Origin of the sequence: Nonomuraea sp. NPDC047897 (genome assembly GCF_043204415.1) — a bacterium.
Taxonomy (GTDB): domain Bacteria; phylum Actinomycetota; class Actinomycetes; order Streptosporangiales; family Streptosporangiaceae; genus Nonomuraea.
Map to the genome: position 1 here is coordinate 282,182 of NZ_JBIDCC010000011.1, position 22,624 is coordinate 304,805.

The 22,624-nt window shown below is 73.2% G+C and carries 22 protein-coding genes; 11 read left to right on the plus strand and 11 right to left on the minus strand.

Going from position 1 to position 22,624, the window contains the following annotated elements:
• The first annotated feature begins 35 nt into the window (after positions 1 to 35).
• The 3 genes from lipA (at position 36) to ACGF0J_RS25525 (ending at position 2,518) form a co-directional block, all read left to right on the plus strand.
• Positions 36 to 965: a lipoyl synthase gene (lipA, locus tag ACGF0J_RS25515; protein WP_393149487.1), complete on the plus strand. Its 930-nt coding sequence runs from the start codon at positions 36 to 38 to the stop codon at positions 963 to 965.
• An 87-nt stretch (positions 966 to 1,052) separates the two neighbouring features.
• Positions 1,053 to 1,733, plus strand: a complete 681-nt coding sequence (locus ACGF0J_RS25520) for a DUF4191 domain-containing protein (RefSeq protein ID WP_393149488.1) — start codon at positions 1,053 to 1,055, stop codon at positions 1,731 to 1,733.
• Positions 1,733 to 2,518: a class I SAM-dependent methyltransferase gene (locus ACGF0J_RS25525; protein ID WP_393149489.1), complete on the plus strand. Its 786-nt coding sequence runs from the start codon at positions 1,733 to 1,735 to the stop codon at positions 2,516 to 2,518. The genes ACGF0J_RS25520 and ACGF0J_RS25525 overlap by 1 nt, the downstream gene beginning before the upstream one ends.
• A 39-nt stretch (positions 2,519 to 2,557) precedes the next feature.
• Here the strand turns inward: ACGF0J_RS25525 and ACGF0J_RS25530 are convergent, their stop codons facing one another.
• Together ACGF0J_RS25530 and ACGF0J_RS25535 are read right to left on the minus strand one after the other, a co-directional pair.
• The gene (locus tag ACGF0J_RS25530) at positions 2,558 to 3,475 is read right to left on the minus strand and encodes an NADP-dependent oxidoreductase (RefSeq protein ID WP_393149490.1); all 918 of its coding nucleotides are present in this window, start codon (positions 3,473 to 3,475) and stop codon (positions 2,558 to 2,560) included.
• Between the two features lie 123 nt (positions 3,476 to 3,598).
• Positions 3,599 to 4,060, minus strand: coding sequence for an RDD family protein (locus ACGF0J_RS25535; RefSeq protein ID WP_393149491.1), 462 nt, complete (start codon positions 4,058 to 4,060; stop codon positions 3,599 to 3,601).
• Positions 4,061 to 4,190: 130 nt separating this feature from the next.
• Here ACGF0J_RS25535 and ACGF0J_RS25540 point away from each other — a divergent pair, with 130 nt between their 5' ends.
• From ACGF0J_RS25540 to ACGF0J_RS25550, 3 genes are all read left to right on the plus strand, one after another.
• The gene (locus tag ACGF0J_RS25540) at positions 4,191 to 4,400 is read left to right on the plus strand and encodes a hypothetical protein (RefSeq protein ID WP_393149492.1); all 210 of its coding nucleotides are present in this window, start codon (positions 4,191 to 4,193) and stop codon (positions 4,398 to 4,400) included.
• A 162-nt stretch (positions 4,401 to 4,562) separates the two neighbouring features.
• Positions 4,563 to 5,987 (plus strand): type I glutamate--ammonia ligase, encoded by a 1,425-nt coding sequence (gene glnA / locus ACGF0J_RS25545; protein WP_393149493.1) that lies wholly within the window; start codon positions 4,563 to 4,565, stop codon positions 5,985 to 5,987.
• Between the two features lie 342 nt (positions 5,988 to 6,329).
• Positions 6,330 to 6,635 carry a hypothetical protein gene (locus tag ACGF0J_RS25550; protein WP_393149494.1) on the plus strand — a complete coding sequence of 102 codons (306 nt, stop codon included), beginning with the start codon at positions 6,330 to 6,332 and terminating at the stop codon, positions 6,633 to 6,635.
• Positions 6,636 to 6,664: 29 nt separating this feature from the next.
• Here ACGF0J_RS25550 and ACGF0J_RS25555 read toward each other — a convergent pair whose 3' ends face one another.
• Positions 6,665 to 7,603: a hypothetical protein gene (locus tag ACGF0J_RS25555; RefSeq protein WP_393149495.1), complete on the minus strand. Its 939-nt coding sequence runs from the start codon at positions 7,601 to 7,603 to the stop codon at positions 6,665 to 6,667.
• A gap of 244 nt (positions 7,604 to 7,847) precedes the next feature.
• Positions 7,848 to 8,729, minus strand: coding sequence for a hypothetical protein (locus tag ACGF0J_RS25560; protein WP_393149497.1), 882 nt, complete (start codon positions 8,727 to 8,729; stop codon positions 7,848 to 7,850).
• A 226-nt stretch (positions 8,730 to 8,955) separates the two neighbouring features.
• Between ACGF0J_RS25560 and ACGF0J_RS25565 the strand changes: the two genes are divergently transcribed.
• Positions 8,956 to 10,326, plus strand: a complete 1,371-nt coding sequence (locus tag ACGF0J_RS25565; protein WP_393149498.1) for a hypothetical protein — start codon at positions 8,956 to 8,958, stop codon at positions 10,324 to 10,326.
• Positions 10,327 to 10,450: 124 nt separating this feature from the next.
• Here the strand turns inward: ACGF0J_RS25565 and ACGF0J_RS25570 are convergent, their stop codons facing one another.
• Positions 10,451 to 10,768, minus strand: a complete 318-nt coding sequence (locus ACGF0J_RS25570; protein WP_393149499.1) for an ArsR/SmtB family transcription factor — start codon at positions 10,766 to 10,768, stop codon at positions 10,451 to 10,453.
• A gap of 93 nt (positions 10,769 to 10,861) precedes the next feature.
• Here ACGF0J_RS25570 and ACGF0J_RS25575 point away from each other — a divergent pair, with 93 nt between their 5' ends.
• A complete protein-coding gene (locus ACGF0J_RS25575; protein WP_393149500.1) occupies positions 10,862 to 11,860 on the plus strand; it encodes a zinc-dependent alcohol dehydrogenase family protein in 999 nt (332 codons plus the stop codon).
• On the opposite strand, the gene ACGF0J_RS25580 is transcribed toward ACGF0J_RS25575, so the two are convergent.
• The 3 genes from ACGF0J_RS25580 to ACGF0J_RS25590 all read right to left on the minus strand — a co-directional run bounded on the left by ACGF0J_RS25580 (position 11,844) and on the right by ACGF0J_RS25590 (position 16,699).
• A complete protein-coding gene (locus ACGF0J_RS25580; RefSeq protein WP_393149501.1) occupies positions 11,844 to 12,620 on the minus strand; it encodes a phosphotransferase in 777 nt (258 codons plus the stop codon). The two genes, ACGF0J_RS25575 and ACGF0J_RS25580, sit on opposite strands and share 17 nt — an antisense overlap.
• A 5-nt stretch (positions 12,621 to 12,625) precedes the next feature.
• Complete coding sequence (locus ACGF0J_RS25585) at positions 12,626 to 13,651, minus strand: hypothetical protein (RefSeq protein WP_393149502.1); 1,026 nt, start codon at positions 13,649 to 13,651, stop codon at positions 12,626 to 12,628.
• A 75-nt stretch (positions 13,652 to 13,726) separates the two neighbouring features.
• Positions 13,727 to 16,699: a bifunctional [glutamine synthetase] adenylyltransferase/[glutamine synthetase]-adenylyl-L-tyrosine phosphorylase gene (locus tag ACGF0J_RS25590; protein WP_393149503.1), complete on the minus strand. Its 2,973-nt coding sequence runs from the start codon at positions 16,697 to 16,699 to the stop codon at positions 13,727 to 13,729.
• A 78-nt stretch (positions 16,700 to 16,777) separates the two neighbouring features.
• Between ACGF0J_RS25590 and ACGF0J_RS25595 the strand changes: the two genes are divergently transcribed.
• Positions 16,778 to 17,314, plus strand: a complete 537-nt coding sequence (locus tag ACGF0J_RS25595; RefSeq protein ID WP_393149504.1) for an HXXEE domain-containing protein — start codon at positions 16,778 to 16,780, stop codon at positions 17,312 to 17,314.
• Between the two features lie 31 nt (positions 17,315 to 17,345).
• Here the strand turns inward: ACGF0J_RS25595 and ACGF0J_RS25600 are convergent, their stop codons facing one another.
• The 3 genes from ACGF0J_RS25600 to ACGF0J_RS25610 all read right to left on the minus strand — a co-directional run bounded on the left by ACGF0J_RS25600 (position 17,346) and on the right by ACGF0J_RS25610 (position 20,886).
• Entirely contained in the window at positions 17,346 to 18,023 is a 678-nt protein-coding gene (locus tag ACGF0J_RS25600) for a type 1 glutamine amidotransferase (protein WP_393149505.1), read from the minus strand.
• Between the two features lie 112 nt (positions 18,024 to 18,135).
• Positions 18,136 to 18,849 carry a PaaI family thioesterase gene (locus tag ACGF0J_RS25605; protein WP_393149506.1) on the minus strand — a complete coding sequence of 238 codons (714 nt, stop codon included), beginning with the start codon at positions 18,847 to 18,849 and terminating at the stop codon, positions 18,136 to 18,138.
• A gap of 675 nt (positions 18,850 to 19,524) precedes the next feature.
• Positions 19,525 to 20,886: a glutamine synthetase family protein gene (locus tag ACGF0J_RS25610; protein ID WP_393149507.1), complete on the minus strand. Its 1,362-nt coding sequence runs from the start codon at positions 20,884 to 20,886 to the stop codon at positions 19,525 to 19,527.
• Positions 20,887 to 21,039: 153 nt separating this feature from the next.
• Here ACGF0J_RS25610 and ACGF0J_RS25615 point away from each other — a divergent pair, with 153 nt between their 5' ends.
• Positions 21,040 to 21,585 carry an EF-hand domain-containing protein gene (locus tag ACGF0J_RS25615; RefSeq protein WP_393149509.1) on the plus strand — a complete coding sequence of 182 codons (546 nt, stop codon included), beginning with the start codon at positions 21,040 to 21,042 and terminating at the stop codon, positions 21,583 to 21,585.
• A 7-nt stretch (positions 21,586 to 21,592) separates the two neighbouring features.
• A complete protein-coding gene (locus ACGF0J_RS25620) occupies positions 21,593 to 22,597 on the plus strand; it encodes a terpene synthase family protein (RefSeq protein ID WP_393149510.1) in 1,005 nt (334 codons plus the stop codon).
• Positions 22,598 to 22,624: the final 27 nt, after the last annotated feature.

A 22,624-nucleotide genomic window follows, 5' to 3' on the forward strand; every position in this document is an offset into this window, starting at 1 on the left:
CCGGGGCGCCCGGGCGGGAGACGTAAGCTGGGTTCGTGACCGTTGCTCCTGAAGGCCGTAAGCTCCTCCGCCTGGAGGTGCGCAACGCCGAGACTCCCATCGAGCGCAAGCCCCCGTGGATCAAGACCAAGCTGAAGACGGGCCCCGAATACACCGAGCTCAAATCGCTCGTGCGCCGGGAGGGCCTGCACACGGTCTGTGAAGAGGCGGGCTGCCCCAACATCTACGAGTGCTGGGAGGACCGCGAGGCGACGTTCCTCATCGGCGGCGACCAGTGCACGCGACGCTGCGACTTCTGCCAGATCGACACGGGCAAGCCCAAGGAGTACGACAAGGACGAGCCCCGCCGGGTCGCCGAGTCGGTCCAGCAGATGGGCCTGCGCTACGCGACGGTGACCGGCGTCGCCCGTGACGACCTGCCCGACGGCGGCGCCTGGCTCTACGCCGAGACGGCGCGGCAGATCCACGCCCTGCTGCCCGGCTGCGGCGTCGAGCTGCTCGTGCCCGACTTCAACGGCAACCGCGAGCAGTTGGAGGAGGTCTTCTCCGCCAAGCCGGAGGTGTTCGCGCACAACGTCGAGACGGTGCCGCGCATCTTCAAGCGCATCCGGCCGGCGTTCCGCTACGAGCGCTCCCTCGGCGTGATCACGATGGCCCGCGAGGCGGGGCTGGTCACCAAGTCCAACCTGATCCTCGGCATGGGCGAGACCCGCGAGGAGGTCGTCGAGGCGATGCGCGACCTGCACGCCGCCGGCACCGACCTGCTCACCATCACCCAGTATCTCCGGCCGACGCCCCGCCACCACCCGGTGGAGCGGTGGGTCAAGCCGGAGGAGTTCGTGGAGCTCCAGGCCGAGGCGGAGGCGATCGGCTTCGCCGGGGTGCTGTCCGGGCCGCTGGTCCGTTCGTCCTACCGGGCCGGCCGGCTCTACCAGCAGGCCATCGCCGCGCGCCAGACCACCTGAGGCCGGGGCGCGGCCCCCTGCGGCCCGGCGACCGGGCCGCAGGTCACGTTTTCCTTTCGCCACCACTTGGTTTGTATCCTTGCCAGCATGGCGAAGTCCGTGGACCCAGAGAAGCCGGGGCGCATCAAGCAGCTCCGCATGATCGCGCAGATCATCAAGCAGGCAAACCCCAAGGGGATGCCGATCGTCTTCCTGTCGGCGGTCGGCACGCTGGCTGTGATCGTCGTGATCGGCCTGGTCACGGACTACCTGTGGTATTCGGTGTTCCTCGGCATCCTCGCCGCGGTGACCGTGGGCCTGGTGGTGTTCGGCCAGCTCGCACAGCGCGCCCAGTATTCGATCCTGGACGGCCAGACCGGCGCCGCCGCGGCCGTGCTGCAGGGGATGCGCGGCAACTGGCAGGTGACCCCGGCGATCGCGGTCAACCGCGACCAGGACCTCATCCACATGGTGGTCGGCCATCCCGGGGTGATCCTCGTTTCGGAAGGGCCGGGCAACCGGGTCGCCAGGATGCTGGCGGCCGAGAAGAAGCGGGTCGCGCGGGTGGTGCTGGGTGTCGAGATCTACGACATCCAGTGCGGTGACGGCGAGGGCCAGGTGCCGCTGGGCAAGCTGCAGCGCCACATCATGAAGCTGCCGCGCAACCTGAAGAAGCCCTCGGTCAACGAGGTGAAGGACCGCCTGCGGTCGCTGCCGAAGAACGTCCCGATGCCGAAGGGCCCGATGCCCAAGGGCGCGCGGATGCCTCGCGGCCCCAAGATGCGCTAGTGCGTCACGACGACGCGCCGGGGTCGGCGGTCTCGTCCCGGGCCAGCCGCGGCTGGTGGGACGGCAACGCCGACGACTACCAGGTCGAGCACGGCGAGTTCCTGCGCGACGACGGTTTCGTGTGGTGCCCGGAGGGCGTCGACGAGGCCGAGGCGCGGCTGCTCGGCGAGGTGCGCGGACGGCGGGTGCTGGAGATCGGCTGCGGCGCGGCTCAGTGCGGCCGGTGGCTGGTGGCGCAGGGGGCCGAGGTGGCCGCGTTCGACCTGTCACACCGCCAGCTCCGCCACGCGCGGCGCATCGACGAGGCGACCGGGCTGCGGGTGCCCGTGGTGCAGGCCGACGCCGAGGCGCTGCCGTTCGTGAGCGGCGGCTTCGACCTGGCCTGTTCGGCGTTCGGGGCGCTGCCGTTCGTGGCCGACCCGCTGGCGGTGTTCCGCGAGGTGCACAGGGTGCTGCGGCCGGGTGGCCGGTTCGTCTTCTCGGTCAGCCATCCGATCCGGTGGGCGTTCCCCGACGATCCGGGGCCGCGCGGGCTGACGTCCGACCGGTCCTACTTCGACCGGTCGGCGTATGTGGAGCGGGGCGAGGACGGCACGGTCACCTACGTCGAGCACCATCGCACGATGGGCGACTGGGTGGGCCTGGTGGCGGCCGCAGGGCTGACCCTGACCGGCCTGCTGGAGCCGGAGTGGCCGCCGGGGCACGAGCGGGTGTGGGGCGGGTGGAGCGCGCTGCGCGGCAGGCACCTCCCGGGCACCGCGATCTTCAGTTGCGCGCGCCCCTGACGGCTCGCCGACCTGGTCACCGCGACGAACCCGGTACGGTCATCTGACGCTGAGCACGACCTTGCCCGGGATGCCGCGCTGCTTGGCGGCGAACGCCTTCGCCGCCTCGGCCAGCGGATGGACCGCGCCGACATGGGCCCGTACCGCGCCGCTGCCCGCCAGGCGGGCGAGTTCGGCCAACTGGACGTGGTCGGGTTCGACGATGAAGAAGGCGGCACGGCCGCCGGCGGGCGCCACCGGCGGCGGGGCCGTGATCGACACGAGCGCGCCGCCCGGCCCGACCAGGTCCGCCGACCGGGCCAGCAGGTCGCCCCCGATGGTGTCGAAGACGAGATCCACCTGTCCCACGGCCGGCCGCAGCGGCTGCTGTTCGAGGTCGACGAAGGCGTGCGCGCCCAGCTCGGCGGCCAGGGCGGCGGCGCGGCCGCGACCCGTGGCGATGACGTGCGCGCCGGCGTGCCGGGCGAGCTGGACGGCCAGGGTGCCCGTCCCGCCCGCCGCGCCGTGCACGACGACGCGCTGCCCGGCCCGCAGGCCGCCATGGACGAACAGGCCCTGCCAGGCGGTCAGCCCCGCCAGAGGCAGGGCGGCCGCCTCCTCGAAGCCGAGCCCGTCAGGTATGACCGCGAGGTTGCGAGCCTCGACGGCCACGTACTCGGCGGCCGCCCCGTCACGGTGCCAGTCGGTCAGCCCGAACACCCGGTCGCCCGGGTTCAGGCCGGTGGTCCCGTATCTGACCTCGGCGACGACGCCGGCCACCTCGTGGCCGGGGATGGACGGGGCGCGATCCCGTCCCGCCCGGTCGACCCAGGTGCCGGGCCAGGTCAGCTCGTCGGGGACGAAACTGGCGGCGTGCACCTCGACCAGCACGTCGCCGGTCGCGGCGGCCGAGCGCGGGGCGTCCTCGTACACCAGGTCGTCATGGTCGCCCTGCCGGTGGATGCGGACAGCCTTCATGCGTTCTTCTCCGTACGGTGTCGCTTGTCGTCTTCCGTCGGAAGAAGGACGACGCACCGCCGGGAAATGTGACAGTCCGGCCACCCGCGCGCCTGCGTGACGTGTGGCGGGCGCCTCGGGTGGTCACATGCGGACGACCATGGTGTTGGACACCCGGTCGTGCACGCCGCGGTGGTCGCGGTCGAAGATCAGCGGGGGGATGGCCAGGATGAGCAGCGCCGACCGCACGAGCACGGGCAGCAGCCGCGGGTCGCCGCCGTCCATCGCGGCCACCCTGATGCCGGCCAGCCGGTGGCCGAACGTCTGCCCCATGAAGGCCACGAGCACAAGGTACTGCACGGCGAACACCAGGGCCGGCACCCACGGCGAGGTCGCCGGGTCGATGCCGAGCAGCAGCCGGGTGATCGCCCAGGTGCAGATCATCCAGTCGATCACCAGGGCCGCGATGCGCCTGCCCCAGCCGGCGATGGCGCCGCTGCCCTCCTCCGGCAGGCCGAGGCGCTGTCCCGGGTAGCCGAGGTCGACCCCGGCCGCTCGCACGCCGCCCATCCAGGTCTGCGTCCAGCGCGGCTCCTTGCTGCTCATGCATCCCACGGTATCCGGCGGTGCGGGCGGTCGGTCCGGTGCCCCGGCGGGCGTCGCGCCGTCACGGGCCGATCCGGCGCCCGGCGCTTTCGTGACCTGGCCGCGTCATGACGGCGTCATCATGGACGTCATGCCACACGGGGACGAGCTGGACGCGCGTTTCGAGGCGCTGGTCGCCCAGATCGACGAGAAGGAGCTGCGGCGGATGCGGGCCGCGGCCGGTCGGCGCGCGCGGCCGTCGGCGCGGCCGCGACGGTTGCTGCTGGCCGTCGCGGCGCTGGTCGCGGTGGTCGCCGCGGCCGTCGCCGTACTGGCCTCCCAGCCCGGGCTGATGCCCTGACGCCCGTCTGCCCGGGCGGTCCCCTTCACGTCGGCCGCGGCCGTCCGGCGCGGCCCTGTTTGAGTGGCCCTGCTTAACATGTGCGAAACAGTCGGGACACCGAGTGGAAACGGCCTCGACCTAGATTCAGCGTGGAGAGTCAGTCCCCAGGGAGGTTCGAGAGTGTTCAACTCCGCCGACGACGTCCTGAAGTACATCAGCGACGAAGGGGTGCAGTTCGTCGATGTCAGGTTCACCGACCTGCCGGGCACGACTCACCACTTCACCTTCCCGGTCGAGAACTTCAGCGGCAACGTCTTCACCGACGGTCTCATGTTCGACGGCTCGTCCATCCGCGGATTCCAGGCGATCCACGAGTCCGACATGCTGTTGCTGCCCGACCCGTCGAGCGCGGTGCTCGACCCGTTCCGCCAGCACAAGACGCTCAACATCAACTTCTTCGTGCACGACCCGCTGACGGGCGAGGCCTACAGCCGCGACCCGCGCAACGTCGCGCGCAAGGCCGAGGAGTACCTCAAGGGCACCGGCATCGCCGACACGGCCTACTTCGGCCCGGAGGCGGAGTTCTACATCTTCGACGACGTCCGCTTCGAGACGAAGCAGAACGCCGGCTACTACTACATCGACTCCATCGAAGGCGCCTGGAACACCGGCAAGGCCACCGAGGGCGGCAACCTCGGCTACAAGCCGCGCTACAAGGGCGGCTACTTCCCGGTGCCGCCGATGGACCACTTCACCGACCTGCGCTCGGAGATGGTGCGCAACCTCATCGAGTGCGGCATCGACGTGGAGATGCAGCACCACGAGGTCGGCACGGCAGGCCAGGCGGAGATCGACTTCAAGTTCGGCACGCTGCTCAAGACGGCCGACAACCTGATGCTCTACAAGTACATCATCAAGAGCACCGCCATGGAGTACGGCCACACGGTCACCTTCATGCCCAAGCCGATCTTCGGTGACAACGGCTCCGGCATGCACTGCCACCAGTCGCTGTGGAAGGACGGTTCGCCGCTGTTCTACGACGAGGTCGGCTACGCGGGCCTGTCCGACACGGCCCGCTACTACATCGGCGGCCTGCTCAAGCACGCCCCGTCGCTGCTGGCCTTCACCAACCCGACGGTCAACTCCTACCACCGCCTGGTGCCCGGCTACGAGGCCCCGGTCAACCTGGTCTACAGCCAGCGCAACCGGTCGGCCTGCGTGCGCATCCCGATCACGGGCTCCAACCCCAAGGCCAAGCGCATCGAGTTCCGGGTGCCCGATCCGTCGTGCAACCCGTACTTCGCCTTCTCCGCCATGCTCATGGCCGGCATCGACGGCATCCGCAACAAGATCGAGCCGCCGGAGCCGGTCGACAAGGACCTCTACGAGCTCCCGCCGGAGGAGGCCCGCCAGGTGCCGCAGGTCCCCGGCTCGCTGCCGGAGGTCCTGAGCGCCCTGGAGGCCGACCACGACTACCTCCTGGAAGGCGGCGTCTTCACGCCCGACCTGATCGAGACGTGGGTCTCCTACAAGCGCGAGAACGAGGTCGACCCGATCCGGCTGCGCCCGCACCCGCACGAGTTCGAGCTGTACTACGACGTGTGACGGCGGGGTTCCCCGTCCTCGGCGGTCTTCCCGGATGCGGGCGCTGAGCCGGGGGAAACCTTGTCGTCCGCGCTCGTCGTCGTCCCCGTCCTCTCTCCTCCTCTGGCCGAACAGGAGCGGAACGAAACTGCCCGGCATCGCATGGCGATGCCGGGCAGCAGCGCTTCTGGCCGGCGCGTGTTGCTCAGCATGAAAGGACTTCAGCCGCGATACGACCGCGCACGCGATTGCAGAAGGATTACTCCGTCGGGAGATACCTCCGTCTGGACCACGGGGAGGCTGTCAGCGTCGGGCCCCGCTTGCAGCCGCAACGAGCCTTCCGCCATTCGAAAAGAGCATCGCATGAGAGAGAATCAGAAGGGCGAAACGGAAAGGTTTAAGGAGCCCATCGGTCGTATAGATGACAATGCCGCCCAATTCTGGGCCATCTGGTGCCAGGAGTGCGGGGGATTCATCGGCTCCATCTGGCTTCGGCGCAGGGAGGCGGCGCAGGAGGCGGCCGACCATAATCGCGACCACGACTACCTGCACCACGCTCACGAGTACGAGGTCCACCATCCCTCTTACCCGATGGCCTCGAACGGCCATCAGGAAAGCGCCCCGGTCCAGGCATATGTGCTCGTGCCGATCGTCGCTCCGCGAGTTTGAGGACTTGCTGTCAGCCGGCCGCACCGAAGTCAGCGCGATACACCGCCGGGACCTGGCATGGGCAGCAGTTGCAACCGGATGTTCTTGTCGTACGGAATGACGAACGTCGAGATGCCGGCCCTGTCGTCGCCGGGCTTCCAGGTGAGCGGCACCAGGAACAACCGGCCGCCGGACTCCAGCAGCAGGCGCAGGCCCCGGTAGCGGTGCCGGAAACCGGCCCGCTCCCCGAAGTCGCCGTAGTCGGTGATCCGGTCCAGATCCGGTATCGGCTGTTTGGCGTAGACCACCACCTCGGGCCGCTCGTGCAGCCGGCGCGCGTCCTCCAGGCCGCGTGCGACGCCGCTCTCCCCCGCGAAGCTGCTCACCGCCCAGAACAGGCCCACGATGCCGATCGCGGCGGCGATCAGCCGGGCCTGCCCGAACCTGTCGCCGGTCGACCGGTCCAGCAGCCAGTACGCGTACACGAGAGCGGGCACCCCCAGCCCGAGGCAGAGGGGGGTGACGCCGGGCGTCTCCGCTTGTGCCAGCGCGGGCCGGAGCACCCCGGCCAGGCCACGGGCCAGCATCGCGGTGCCGGCGGCGGCCGTCGCACCGGCCAGCGCGGGTCGTGACCGGGCGGGACGCCAGGCCGCCGCCCGGGCGAGCGCCGCGTGGAGGAGCAGCACGCCGAGGGCGGCCAGCAGCAGCGCCAGCACGATCGGGTAGGCCACCTCCACCCCGTAGAGCACCAGTTCCTGGATGGGCAGGTCGGCCAGCTCCAGGTAGACGCCGAAGTAGCGGAAGCGCTGGAGGGTCGCCACGTAACCCGCCCAGACGAACACGGCGGTGAGCAGGGTGGCGGGCGGGCCAATCTTGCCGATCAGGTCGAGGTGGTGGTGCAGGGCGGACTGCTGCCGCTCCTCCCCCGCCTCCTGGGCGCGCCGCCGGGGAGTGGCGGGGATGCGCCGCGGGGAGCGGCGCCGTGCCATCCTCCGCGCGGCCGTGCGCACCCGTGCCGGCAGGGAGCGGCGCCGGGAGGACGGGGAGCGCCGTGGCCGCCCCGTCCGGACGCCGGGAGCGGCCGAAGGTTCGGCGGGCGCCCGAGGTACGGCGGGTGCCGGAGGTGCCGCCGGTGCCGCCGGTGCGGCGGGTGCCGGAGGTGCGGCCGGGCGCTCGGCACCGGTGGGCCGCGGGGGCGGCTCACCGGCGGCGGGGCGGGGTGGCGGGTCCGGCTCACTCAACGGCGCAGCCGACCACCTGGTAGAGGCCGGGCTCCCCGCCCTGCACCTTGACGCAGTAGTTCGTCGACGCCGACCACGTCACCCGGACCGGCCGCTCCCGCCCGGGCTCCGGACGCACCCCTCGGCAGGGCGCGAACGCGGTGTCCGCGCACAGCGTGGACAGCCGCCAGGTGAGCCGCACCTCATAGGTGCCGAGCGGCGTGGGCGTCCGGTAGTCGGGGTGGAGCCCGCACCCGCTGCGGTCGGTGAGCTCAGCGCCGGCGGCGCACCCCACGTCACCGGGCACCTCGTCCCCGGCCTCGGCGCCGGGCACGCACGGTCTGCCGGTGACGCCCATGGTGGCCCGTTCGGTGTCGGCGGGGACGGCGCCAGCGTCGGTCGGGTCGTCTGCCGGGGTGTAGGGGCCGGGGGCCGCGGAGACGTCCTCGATCCGGACGGTCGTGCCGGGCTGCGGCGCGGAGTAGATGAGGCAGGTGTTCGTGGGGTAGCGGTGGTCGAGGCGTACCGACGCGTGGTCGTTGCGCACCGTGGGGGTGCGCCACGGCGCCGGGGTGGGGGTGACAGGCTCCGGCGAGGGGCGTCCCGGGGGCGACTCCTCCGTCGGGGGCCTCCTGGTCGGCGGCTTCCTGGTCGGCGGCTTGCCGGTGGCCGGTTCGCCGGGCTTGGTCGGGGTTGTCTCGACGGAGGGGGTGCGGGTCCGGGCGGGCGGCGTGGTGGAGACGGGCTGCTCCTGCCGCCGCTCCCCGGTCGCCGAGGGCGGATCGTCGAGAGACCGGGCGGAGAACGTCGGTCCGGCGCCCGTGCCGGCGGACCCCCCGGAGCAGCCGCTGACGGCCATGACCAGGACCGCGATCGCCCACCGCCGGTTCGCCATGTCCCCCTCCTCGGTCGGAGGATCGCTGTCCGTGCCGTGCCCGTTACGTGTCGGCTCGCAAGGTGTGGCGAAACGGTATGCGACCGGCGTGCGGGCGTTCCGGCGCGAGCCAGGACCGGCGGAAGGTCGCCATCAGCCGGCAGCCGGTCCACGTCGCCGTGTGATGCTCCGCGGCCGGTGCGGCTCAGGGTGGCGACTCCTCCGGTTTCCGGGGAACACCGGAGTCATGGGCGACGACGGCGGAGCGGGCAAGCAGGGGGCGGGGCGGGCGCGTGAGGCCGCCCGCCAGGTGGTGGCGTGGGCGCATGCCGTGCGGGTGAGGCGCCGGCTCGCCCGCGGTTTCGGCCCGCGCACCGCCCGGTCCCGCGAGCCGGAGCCCTTCCAGAGGATCGCCCGCATCATGTGGGCAGCGCCTGAGGGCAGCCGGGAGGCCGGTGTCGCCGCGCGGGCCGCCGCCGAAGCCGCCGCGAACCCGTTCGCGCTGCGGGAGCTGCTGGCCGTCTTCCGCGCGCAGTACGTCGGCGGCGCGCACCGGGGGGACCAGCTGGCCCGGCTCCGGCCCCGCCGCGTCCCGTCCCACGTCACTGCCTTCCTGCTCGAACCCGTGGACGGAGCCGTTCACCGGCCAGGTGTCCGGGCGGTCGCCTACCTGGACGCCCCCGAGCTGCCCCTCCCGGGGCCGGTGTACGGGTCCCGCGGCGACCTGGCCCAGTGGCTGGTGCACGCCGCGCATGCCGAGAGCCCTCCGGCGGCCTCCTTCGGCCCGCTGTCGGGCCTGCTCGCCGGCACCGACCAGCCTCACCTGCTGGTCGCCCTCAGGTCGGCGTTCGTCTCCGGGGTACGCGACGGCGCCCACCACGCGACGCACCCGGACATTTCGGGTGCGTCGCGTGGTGGGTCCAGGCCGTTCCGGCTGTGGCAGGAGCGGGAAGGGGCGCCGACGCTGCTCGCCCGGATGCTGCGGGCCAATCCGCACCTCCCCCTTCTGCCGCCCCCAGCGGGGCAGGACGGCCCACCCCAGTTCGGCGGGGCGCACGCGGTGCTGCTCGCCCTGGTGACTGGCCGGCCCGACCAGATCGACCCGATCGTGCGCGCCACGGACCCGACGCGTCTCGTGGAGTCGCTGGACCTGGGCCTCCTGCAGCCGGGTCCGCCCGAGCTGCTTCGGGAGTGCCGACGGATCCTGCGGCGGCTGGACGACCCTGCGGCCCGCGACGAGGTGTGCCGGCGCGCCCTGAACGACGGCAGTCCGGAGATGCGCGCCGCCGTCGCCGAGGCCGGGTATCTGCCGTCCGTGCTCGACGAGGAGGGCCGCGCGGCGTTCCTCTTCGCGACGGAGCAGTGGGAGCGCTATGACGCGGCCGACCCCCGAGGCCGTCTGGTGGCCGACTACTTCGCGCACGGCCCGTCCCGTCGGCCGCCTCAGGGAGGGGAGTGGTGGTGGTGGGCGCTCAAGTACGCCGCCATGACGGCCGCGGCCCGGTCCGGCCGGCGCACTCCCCTGCCCCCGTCCCCCACCACGTCCGCGCCTGCCCGCCGTACGGGCCCCATCGGCGGCTGGCCGACCAGCTACACGGGAGGCTTCGGCACCCACTGAAAGGATCCGGTGGTGCGCCGCGACCGTCATGGTGCGCCTGCTGCCGGGCGAGGGCGATCAGGGGGTCGGAGCCGGGGAGGTGACGCCTGCCGCGGCGCACAGCCCGGCCGCCGGGACTCAGGCGTCAGCGGGCGGCGGCCCGCTGGGTGGTGAGGGCGTCGAGGAGGCCGGGGAACGCCTCGTCCATGTCGGCGCGGCGCAGCGCGTTCATCCGGGAGGTCCCCACGTAGTACTGGCGGATCAGGCCCGCCTCGCGCAGCACCTTGAAGTGGTGGGTGGCGGTCGACTTGCTGACCGGCATGTCGAACGTGCCGCAGGCGAGGTCCTGGCCGGCGGCGTCGAGCTGCGTGACGATGCTGCGGCGCACCGGGTCGACGAGGGCTTCCAGCACCTGTTGCAGGTCGAACTGGGACACCTCGGGGTACGGCGGCGTGCGTTCCATGAGCCCCATAGTACGACACAGGTCAAAGTTTGACAGCGATCGTACCTGTGCGGCACAGTGGGCCGCGTTCACAGACGAGCGAAGGAGTGCGGCGTGGCCAGGACTGTGCGCTTCCATGAGATCGGCGGACCCGAGGTCATGCGGCTCGAAGACCTTGAGCCGGGCGAGCCGGGCCCGGGCGAGGCCAGGATCCGGGTCGACGCGATCGGCGTCAACCGGGCCGAGGCGCTGTTCCGGATGGGCGTGTACATCGAGCCGGTCAAGGCGTTCCCCGCGCGGCTCGGCACCGAGGCGGCCGGGGTGATCGAGGCGGTCGGCCCGGGGGTGACGGAGCTCGCGGTGGGGCAGGCGGTCAGCGTCGTACCCGCCTTCTCGCAGAACGACTACGGCGTGTACGCCGAGCGGGCAATCGTCCCGGCGAGCGTGCTGCTGCCCCGTCCCGACGGGGTGGACGCCGTGTCCGGCGCCGCGGTGTGGATGCCGTACCTCACGGCCTACGGGGCGATGGTGGAGGTGGGCCGCCTGCGGGCCGGCGACGTGGCGGTGGTGAACGCGGCCTCCAGCAGCGTCGGCCTGGCCGCGATCCACACGGCCAACCGGCTGGGCGCCCTGCCGATCGCCGTCACCCGCACCGGCGGCAAGCGACAGCGGCTGATCGAGGAGGGCGCGGCCGAGGTGATCGCGTCGCAGGAGGAGGACGTGGCGGGCCGCGTGCTGGCGCTGACCGGCGGGCGAGGCGCCGAGCACGTCTTCGACGCCGTCGCCGGGCCGGGCGTGACCGAGCTGGCCCGGGCCGTGGCCCCCGGCGGGACGCTGTTCCTGTGGGGCATGCTGAGCGGGCAGCCGACGCCCTATCCGGGGTTCGACCTGGGCATGCCCGCGCTCAACATGCGCACGTACACGGTGCACGAGATCACCAGGGACCCCGAGCGGCTGCGCCGGGGGGCGGCGTTCGTCGCCGCGGGGCTGCGCACCGGGGCGTTCCGCCCGGTCGTGGACCGGGTGTTCCCGCTGGAGGAGATCGTGGCGGCGCACCGGCACATGGAGTCCAACACCCACGTCGGCAAGATCGTGGTCACCGTGGACCACTGAGGCGGTAGGGGGCCAGGCCGGCCGCCACCGCGTCCGGGTCGTCGTGGCGCAGGCCGTGGACGGCCTCCTGCAGCGCGAACGTGGCCGCGTAGGCGGCGGCACGCGCGGTGAGGGCGGGGAAACCGGCCGCCAGCCGGTCGCGGACGGGCGGCGCGACCGACACCGACAGGGCGGCCAGGTCGACCGCCGGGTCGCCGGGGCCGGACGCCTCCCAGTCGAGGACGGCGGCCACCGCTCCCCCGGCCATGAGCACGTTCGCGCCGCCGAGGTCGCCGTGGACGAACCCGGTGGGCGCCGACTCTGCCGCGGCCAGCGCCCGCTGCGCGTCGGCCACCGCGCGCCGCGCCTGCTCGGGGGCGAGCAGCGGTGCGACGCGCCGCCGCACGTCGTCGAGCAGTTCGCGCCACTCCGCCCGCCAGTCGCCCGCCTCGGGCTCGACCGGGACGGTGGCCGCGCGCGCGAGCAGGCCGGCCAGCGCCGCCGGGTCGGCCTCGACCTCGGGCGACAGCGGCCGGCCGGTGACGAGGCGGGTGACCAGGCAGTCGTCGCGGACGCGGACGACCTCGGGGGCGGGCAGCCCGTGCGCCCGTACGAGGGTGATCCGCCGGGCGAGGGCGGCCTGGTCGGCGGGCCTGTGCGGGAAGCGCCACGCCAGCCCGGCGGCGGCGTCGAGCACCACGTCGGCGGACTCGCCGCTCACCAGCCGCAGCGCGGCGGCCGGACGCGCCATCAGCCGCGCGTAGCTGTCGAGCGGGGACACCGGCCTCACCCGTGCAGCCGGGAGCGGATGCCGGTGATGCGGCGCAGCACGTCCCACCAGAACGGCGCGCCGAACATCAGCGCCACGTACGTCAGCAGGTAGCCGGGCCAGTGGCTGGGGGTGGTGAGCCGGTCCCACCAGGCGCCGCCGTTCCAGTGCACGGCCGGGTCGCCCTCGGCCGGGACGGACACGCTGACGATCGCGTGGTCGAACACCTTGACCAGGGCGGGCTGGCTGAGCGTCTCGGTGACGCACGGCACCGGGTCGGCCCGCTCGCAGCGGGCCCGCAGCTCGGCGTAGGCGTCGGGCCCGGCCTCGGCGACGGCGGTCACGGAGACCCGGAAGGCGTTGTCGCGCAGCAGCGTCTTGCCGTACTCCAGCCCGTCCATGGTGAACAGCAGCGTCACCGCCAGGCCGAGGACGGCCAGCACCCACGTGACGTACCGCTTGTACAGCATCGACAGGCGGCGCATCTCACCGTCGAACCACGTCTCCACGCCCTGCCGGAACCGGTCGAGGTCGCGCTGCGCGGTCTCCCAGACGCCTCTGAGGTGGCCGTGCAGGGGGCTGCCCATCGCCTTGAGCTTGGCCAGCAGCCCTTCGACTCCACCCTCCTCGGCCGCGGCCATCTCCATCACGGCCACGGCGAAGCGGCCCGGGGGCAGGTTCGCGATGCTGGTGCGGCCCCGCGTCGGATGGTCGATCTCGCGGACCCGCTGGTAGAGCAGGTTCGTCAGGGCGTCCTGCGCCTTGGACTCCCGGGCGGGCACCTGGGCCGCCTCGGCGGGGGCCGGCTGGTCGTTGTGGACGGGGCGCGCATCGCGGGAGAACGGCAACGCGGCGAACACGTCACGCAGCCCCGCGGGCAGCCACGAGCGGCCCGCGGCGTCGCTGCCGTCGAGGGTGTCGCGCAGGTAGGCCCACAGGAACTTGCTGCGAATGGCCAGCAGCCGCACGAACGCCTCGTTCACGCCGCTGACCAGTAGCGACAGCAGCAAGAACGCCAGCACCATGCCTAGCGCGAGATCCACGTAAACCGACAGCAAAAAGATCACCCCGCGCCTTGATACACCCGTGGCCGCCCGCCCGCAACGCGATTTCGGGCGTCAGGAGCCGTAGAAGACGCGCTCCACGACCTGGCGGGCGCGGCGGGTGACGCGGCGGTAGTCGTCGAGGAAGTCCTCCGAGCCGTCCGGCGGGTAGCCGAGTGCGCGGGCCACCAGCAGGCGTTCGCGCGTGTCGGCGGGGACGCTGTCGCCCGGCCGGCCACGTACCAGCATGACGGCGTCGCGGATGCGCGAGGCGAACCGCCACGCCTCCTCCAGCACCTCCTCGTCGCCCGGTGCGAGCAGCCCGGCCTCCACCGCCGCGCGCAGCGTCGGCAGGGTGCGGGTGGTGCGCAGGACGGGGACGGCGCCGGCGTGGCGGAGCTGAAGGAGCTGGGCCACCCACTCCACGTCGGACAGCCCGCCGGGCCCCAGCTTGGTGTGCAGGGCGGGGTCGGCGCCGCGGGGCAGCCGCTCGGCCTCCATGCGGGCCTTGAGCCGCCGGATCTCACGGACGGCGTCCTCCGGCAGGCCGTCCGGCGGGTAGCGCAGCCGGTCGATCATGGCGGTGAACGCCTCGCCGAGCGCGTCGTCGCCGGCGCAGAAGCGGGCTCGCAGCAGGGCCTGCGCCTCCCAGGGCGACGACCAGCGGGCGTAGTAGGCGGAGTAGGAGGCGAGGGTGCGCGCCAGGGGGCCCTGCCTGCCCTCGGGCCGCAGGTCGGTGTCGATCAGCAGGGGCGGGTCCGGGGCGGGCAGGCCGAGCAGGCGGCGCAGCTCGTTGGCGATCGCGAACGCCGCGTCGGTGGCCTCCCGGTCGGCCGCGCCGGGCTCGGGAGAGTGCACGAACATGACGTCCGCGTCGCTGGCGTAGGAGGACTCCATACCGCCGAGCCGGCCCATCGCGATGACGGCGAACCTGGTGGGCGGCTCGGCCCCCCGGTCGGCGCGCACCTTGCCGGTGGCGGCGTCGAGGGCGGCCTGGATCGTCACGTCGTTCAGCGCCGACAGCGCCACGCCGACCCGCTCGATGTCGACGAGCCGGAAGATGTCGGCGACCGCGGTGCGGAACAGCTCCCTGCGCCGCAGCGCCCGCACGGCGGTCACCGCGCTCTCGGCGTTGCCCGCGTGGCGGGAGACGGCCGCGGCGGCCTCGGCGCGCAGCGCCTCGGGCGGGCGTACGGCGAGGTCGTCGTCGGAGCCGAGCAGCGCCACGGCGTCGGGCGCGTGCATGAGCAGGCCGGTGGCGTAGCGGCTGGTGCCGAGGACGTGTGCCATGCGTGCGGCGACGGCGGTCTCGTCGCGCAGCAGCCGCAGATACCACGGCGTGGCGCCGAGCTTGTCGCTCACCTGGCGGAAGCCGAGCAACCCGGCGTCGGGGTCGGGGGTGTCGGCGAACCAGCCGAGCATGACCGGCAGCAGCGTCCGCTGGATGGCGGCGCGCCGCGACACGCCCGCCGTGAGCGCCGCGATGTGGCGCAGCGCCCCGTCGGGATCGACGTAGCCGAGGGCGCGCAGCCGCGCGGACGCCGCCGCGGGCGACAGCCGCGCCCCGCTCTCGGGCAGCCGGGCCACGGCCTGCAGCAGCGGCCGGTAGAACAGCTTCTCGTGCAGCCGCCGCGCCTCCCTGGCGTGCCGCCGCCAGCGGGCGGTGAACTCCCCCACCGGGTCGGCCTGCATGCCGAGCGCGCGGCCCAGCCGGCGCAGGTCGCCGGGGTCCTCGGGCAGGACGTGGGTACGGCGCAGCCGGTGCAGCTGGAGCAGGTGCTCGACCTGGCGCAGGAACGTGTACGCCTCGGCCAGGCCGCGGGAGTCGTCGCGGCCGACGTAGCCGCCGCGGGACAGGGCGGCCAGCGCCGGCAGCGTGGCACGGCGGCGCAGCAGCGGGTCGAGCCGCCCGTGCACGAGCTGCAGGAGCTGAACGGCGAACTCGATGTCGCGCAGCCCGCCGGGCCCGAGCTTGAGCTGCCGGTCGCCCTCAGCGCGCACGTGGGCCTCGACCCTGCGGCGCATGGCCTGGACGTCCTCGACGAAGTTGTCGCGGGTGGCGGCCGACCACACCAGCTCGTTGACCGCCTCGACGTAGGCGGCGCCGAGCTCCAGGTCACCCGCCAGCGGCCGGGCCTTCAGCAGCGCCTGGAACTCCCACGTCTTGGCCCAGCGGCGGTAGTAGGCGAGGTGGCTGGCCAGGGTGCGCACCAGCGGCCCCGACCGGCCTTCGGGACGCAGCCCGGCGTCGACCTCCCACAGGGCGCCCTCGGGCGTGACGGCCGAGCAGGCGCGCATCATCGCCTGGGCGAGCCGGGTCGCGGCCCGCAGCGCCTTGGTCTCGTCGGCGCCATCGCGCGGCTCGGCCACGAAGATCACGTCGACGTCGCTGATGTAGTTGAGCTCGCGGGCGCCTGCCTTGCCCATGCCGATCACCGCCAGGCGCACGTCGTCGACGCCGGCCTCGGCGGGCAGCTCGGCGCGGGCGATGGCGAGGGCGGCCTCCAGGGCGGCGCCGGCCAGGTCGGACAGCTCCGCGGTGACCTCGCCCAGCGTGGCCTCGCCGGTGAGGTCGAGGGAGGCGACCCGCGCCAGCCGGCCCCGGTAGGCGACGCGCAGCGCGGCCAGCGCGCCGGGGTCCGCGGCGCGCGGGCTCGGGTCCGCGGCGCGCGGGCTCGGGTCGCCGGGGTCGGCGCCGACGGCCCGCAGCAGCTCGTCACGGGCCTCGCCTGGGCCGGGCTCGCCGAGCAGCGCGAGCTGCTCCGGGTGGCGGGCCAGGTGGTCGCCGAGGGCGGCGCTCACGCCGAGGACGGCCAGGGCGCGGGCGCGGAGCCGGTCGTCGGCGCGCAGCGCGCCGAGGACGGCGGGCGCCTGCTCGGCGAGGCGGGCCAGCGAGGCGAGCGCGAGGTCGGGGTCGGCCACGTCGACCAGCCCGTCGAGCAGGTCGTCGAACGCGGCGCCGCCCTGCCGGACCAGCCGGGCGGCGGTGGCTCCGTCGGCGAAGCCGAGCTTGGCGAGCCTCGCGGCGGTGGACTCGATCCTGGGCACCCCTCCATCTTGACAGCCCGCCGGGCGACATGGCTTGAATAGAACGCAACGTTGCGTTGTGTTTTTGGAGGAGGCGGCATGGGGAAGGTTCCGGCGGCGGTGACGTGGGGGCTGCTCGCGGCGTGGGCCGTGCACGACGCCGAGGAGTTGGCGACGATGGCGAGATGGACGCGTGAGGCCCGCCCCTGGCTGGCGGAGCGCTACCCGCAGGTGCCGTGGGAGCGGCTGGAGGTCTCGCAGCGGCACGCGAGCGTGGCCATCGGGCTCATGGGCGGGGTCGTGGCGGGCGCCGCCGCGCTCGGCGCGCGCACCGGCGGGCGGAGCCGGACGTTCCAGACGGCGCTGGCGGGGTTCGGGGCACACGGGGTCGTGCACCTGGCGCAGGCCGCGGCCGTGCGTGGCTACACGCCGGGCGCGGTGACGGCGCCCCTGGTCGTGCTGCCGTTCACGGCGTGGGCGTGGCGACGGCTGCGCGCCGCCGGGGTGCCGGTGCGCGGCGGGGCGGCCACCTGGGCCGGCCTGGCGGCGCTGCCCCTCGTCCTGGGCGGCGTCCACGCGCTGGCCCACACCCTCACCCGCCCGCGCCCGCCCCGCGACGCCGCTCCCCGGCCCTGACGCGCCTCACCACGCCCTCGGCTGGGGCGCGTCAGGCGGTGGCGCGGACGACGGCGGCGAACGCCTCGGCGACGGGCCGCCAGACGGCGACCAGCTTGTCCTCGGCGGCCCGGACCCGGGCGACGTGCTCCTCGCCGGACGGGAGCCCCGAGTCCGTCGCCCAGGCGGCGAAGATGTCCGGCGTCGCCTCCGGGTGGAACTGGACGGCCCACGCCCTGGCGCCCAGCCGGTACGCCTGGTGCGGGTAGAGGGGGCCGGTCATGAGCGGTACCGCCCCGTCGGGCAGCCGTGACATCACGTCCTGGTGATACTGGATGGCCACCGCCGCGCCGACTCCCGACAGGAGCGGGTCGCAGGCGGGCTCGGGCAGGGCCGTCACCTCGCACAGCCCCACCTCCATCCCGTCGGCGCCACGCTCCACGGCACCGCCGCAGGCCAGCGTCATGAGCTGGGCGCCGAGGCAGATGCCCAGCGTGGGCGTGCCGTCGGACACGGCGCGCGCCAGCAGATCGCGGGTGGCGGGCAGCCAGGGGCACCTGTCGTCGTCCCACGCGGCCGGCGCGCCGCCGAGCACGATCAGCCCGTCGGCGGCCCGGTCCGGCACCGGCTCGCCACGGTACGGCCGGACGACCTCGCACGGGACGCCGAGCCAGCCGTCCAGGAAACCGGGTCCGGCGTCCGCCTCGTGCTCGATAACGGTGATCTGCATATTCAGTAATTTATCCGCAGCTATCACCCAAAAGCACACGTCGTCCTGGGGGTCGTGCCGATCTTGGCGACTCGGCGAGCTCGCCGATCACGCCGGTCGCGGCTGGGACAGGTCAGCGCGGAGCGATCCAGGTCGCCCTGGCCGCGGCCACCAGCGTGCCGTCCACCTCATAGATGGCGCTTTCGCCGAACAGCTTGCGGCCCTCACGCCCGGTGGCGCGCGCCACGACCGAGTAGGCCCCGCCCGGGTAGACGCGCCGGTGCACCTGGACGGCGAGCCGGCCGAGCAGCGCCGACTCGCCGGGCTGGAAGTGAGCCCAGCCGGTGACGCAGTCGAGCACGGCGCCCATGACGGAGCGGGGCACCCCGTCCTCGTCGGCCACCGTGAACGGCACCCGCCAGCCGGCGGCCACCAGGTCGGTGCCCTCGACCGGGCCGGGGAAGACGCGCAGGCCGTCACCCGGCTCGCGCAGCCCACAGGCGAAGCACTCGGGGAAGGCGTGCCCGTGCCGGCCCGCGAAGCCGGCCTCGGCCCGCGCCGCCTCGGTGAACGGGACGAACTCCGGAGCGTTCAGGTCCTCGGCGACGGGGATGGCCTCGACCAGCAGCCGGTCGTCGTGGGAGAGGGTGGCGGTGTTGGCGACGTGCTCCAGGCGCAGCTCGGTGTCGAGCGGCGTGGGAGCGTGGAGGGTGACCTCGACGGCTGATCGGTTGTCGCTGAGCGCCTCGGCCATGGTGCCGGCTATCCAGCCGCCGTTGGCGACTCCCGCCGGCCCGCGGAAACGCTCGGGAACGGTCAACACGGTCTGCAGGGCAGCCGTCGTCATGCCTCACCCTCCCATATCGCCCAGTGGACGAAACTTCAAAAATCCAGATTAAGCAGGCCGATATTACCGAAGATCCGGTCAGCCGAAGCCCGAAGTGCTCCGGCCCGATCTACCTACACCGGCCATAACACCGCAGAGCCGTCCAAAACTTCCCATCGAGGCGGGCCTGAAACACCGGCCGTCCCGCGTTCGGCAGCCGCGAATCCGGCGGGAACCGCGTTCCGCACCCGTACGATACGGGCCGTTCATGACGCGCAGGTGACCCGGGGGCGAGAAGTGATGTTGCTCACCCTCGTCTCCCGAGGGGGCCGCGCCGGGGCGCCCTGGCGGCGAGTAGGGCGGACCCCGGCGCGGTGCTGGTGCCGCGATCGGCGGGCGGAGCCTCAGGTCCCCGTGCCCGGTGTCGTCCGGACACCGGGCACGGCGGTTTCGGCTCCTGGAGGGAACTCGCTCGCTGTGCCCCCAACGTGCCCCTCGCGAGTCTCCCTCCCCAGGTTCGGCCTGCCCCCTATCGCGAGGAGCCACCATCGTTAACCAGAAAACCGGGCAAAACGTACGTATATCGCCGTTTTCCTCGCTCGCGGGCGTCGGCCTGGGCACGCGGCACGACACTTCGCCGGCGGGGCGCAAGGCGCCGAGCGGCCGTCAGGGGGCGCGGTCAGGCATGACCCGCGGTCACAGCACCGGCAGGTAGCGGCCCAGCTCGAACTCCGTCACGTGACGGCGGTATTCGCGCCACTCCGACCGCTTGTTGCGCAGGAAGAAGTCGAAGACGTGCTCCCCCAGCGTCTCGGCGACCAGCTCACTCTGCTCCATGACGGCGATGGCCTCGTCGAGGGACTGCGGCAGCGGCCGGATGCCGAGGGCGCGGCGCTCGGCGCTGGTGAGGGTCCAGACGTTGTCCTCGGCGGCGGGCGGGAGCTCGTAGCCCTGCTCGATGCCGCGCAGCCCGGCGGCGAGGACCAGCGCGAAGGCGAGGTAGGGGTTGCAGGCCGAGTCGAGCGAGCGGAACTCGATGCGGGTCGAGCCGCCCTTGTGCGGCTTGTACATGGGGACCCGGACCAGGGCCGAGCGGTTGTTGTGGCCCCAGCAGATGTAGGAGGGCGCCTCGCCGCCCTGGCCGGCGATGGCCTCGGCCCCGCCCCACAGGCGCTTGTAGGAGTTGACCCACTGGTTGGTGATCGCGGTGATCTCGGCGGCGTGCTTGAGCAGCCCGGCGATGAACGACCGGCCGATCTTGGAGAGCTGGTAGTCGGCGCCGGCCTCGTAGAAGGCGTTGCGGTCGCCCTCGAACAGCGACATGTGGGTGTGCATGCCGGAGCCGGGGTGCTCGGTGAACGGCTTGGGCATGAACGAGGCCCAGATGCCCTGCTCCAGCGCGACCTCCTTCATGACCAGCCGGAAGGTCATGATGTTGTCGGCCGTGGTGAGCGCGTCGGCGTAGCGCAGGTCGATCTCCTGCTGGCCGGGGGCGCCCTCGTGGTGGCTGAACTCCACCGAGATGCCCATCGACTCCAGCATCATGATCGCCTGGCGCCGGAAGTCGTGGCCGGAGCTGTGCGGGGTGTGGTCGAAGTAGCCGCCGGAGTCGATCGGCTCGGGCCGCTGCCCCGGCTCGGGCCGCTGCTTCAGCAGGAAGAACTCGATCTCCGGGTGGGTGTAGAAGGTGAACCCCATGTCGGCGCACTTGGCGAGCGTGCGCTTGAGCACCCAGCGCGGGTCGGCGTGCGACGGGGAGCCGTCGGGCATGAGGATGTCGCAGAAGATGCGCCCGGCGCCCGGCGTCTCGCTGCGCCACGGCAGGATCTGGAACGTCGCCGGGTCGGGCTTGGCCAGCATGTCGGACTCGTAGACGCGGGCGAAGCCCTCGATGGCCGACCCGTCGAACCCGATCCCCTCGGCGAAGGCGCCCTCAAGCTCGGCGGGTGCGATGGCCACCGACTTGAGGAAGCCCAGCACGTCGGTGAACCACAGCCTGATGAACCGGATGTCGCGTTCCTCGAGCGTGCGGAGCACGAACTCCTGCTGGCGGTCCAAGGCGTCCCCTAGCGAAGTGCGGTACGGCGTTGCTACCAGAATGCCGTGTCGTTGTTTCGCACAGGTTACGGCACCCGCCGGTGCGAGCCTCGCTGACAAACAGTCCGCCCCCACCTACTGTGATCTTCGCAGTCAGTCTCGGGGGAGGCACGGGTGGCCATCGACCTGCTCAATCACAAGCTCGATCGAGCGTTCGACCACATCGACGCGGCCGGCCGGGAGGTCGTGGACCGCGAGGACCTGCTCGGCCTCGGGGCCCGCATCCTGGTCGGGTTCGGTGAGTCGCCGACCTCGCTCGCCGGCAGCGGCCTGATCGGCGGCTTCGGCGCGATCTGGGCGAGCCTGTCCGACTCGCTCGGCCGTGACGGCGACTGCCGGTTGACGCGGGAGGAGTTCCGTACGGCGATGACGAAGGCGTTCGTCACCGGCGACGCGTACGAGCCGGTGTTCCGGCCGGCCGTGGCGGCCGCGGCGGAGATCTGCGACGGCGACGGCGACGGCCTCGTCGGGGTGCGGGAGTTCCGGACGCTGCTCAGCGCGTACGGCACCGCCTACGACGACGTGGACGCGGCGTTCGACCGGCTGGACCGGACGGGCAGGGGCGTGCTGACCGTGGCCGAGCTGGTGGCGGCGGCGCGGCAGTACTACACGGGCGCCGACCCGGACGCGGCGGGCAACTGGCTCTTCGGGCCCCTGTGAGCCGGCCGTGAGCACCTTCATCAAGGGTTCCGTGGACGACTCCGCGGGCGTGCTGACGACCGTGCGGACCGCGTTGCGGTCGGTGCTGCAGTGGCGGCCGCCCGCGCCGCGCCGGGGCGCACCGGCGGCGCACGCGCTGCTGCGGCTGACCGAGCGGGTGCCGGCGCTGGCCGCGCCGTGCCGCATGCATCCCGCGGTGTACGCGATCGAGGCCGCCGTGATCGACTGGGCGCGGCGCACTGGGCTGCGCGCCGATCCCGGGGTGGGGTTCCACCGGGTGGCCGGGCGGGCGTTCGCCGATTTCGACGCAGCCGCGGCGGCGCTGTTCGCGCAGTGGCTGACGTGGTTGTTCCATCTGGACGACGAGATGGACGAGGGCCCGGCCCGGCTGGAGATCTTCCACGGCATGCTGGCGGGCGGCGCGTCCCATCCGCTGGAGGCGGCCTTCGCCGACCTGTGGCGGGTGACGAGCGCGCGGATGAGCGACCAGTGGCGGGCCAGGTTCGCGGTGAACCTGCGCCGCCAGCTCGACGCCTGCCGGGTCGAGGCGGCCAACCGGGCCGCCGGCCGCATCCCGTCGCTGGAGCAGTACCCGGCGCTGCGCAGGGGCACCGTCGGCCCGTACCTGTACGACCTGGTGGAGCCGTGCCTGCGGGTGGAGGCCCCGGCGTGGCTGCACGGGTGCGAGCCGTGGCGGGAGCTGGTGGACGCCTGCAGCGACGTGACGGCCTGGTGCAACGACGTGGCCTCGCGGCCGAAGGAGCGCGGCGACGGCCACAACCTGGTCGTGGTCGCCATGCACGAGCTGCGCCTGGACGAGCGGCAGGCCGTGGGGTGGGTGCTCGACCGGATCGCCGAGCGCTGCGAGGACATGCGCCGGGCGGCCGGGCGGCTGCCGCTGGACGAGCTGGGGCCGCGCGCGGCCAGGGACGTCAGCAAGGTGGCGTGCGCCTACCTGGCGGCGCCGCGCGCCCACATCGACTGGCTGGTGGAGTCGGCCCGGTACGCCTGACGGTGTACAGGACACCTTGAGGTGCGG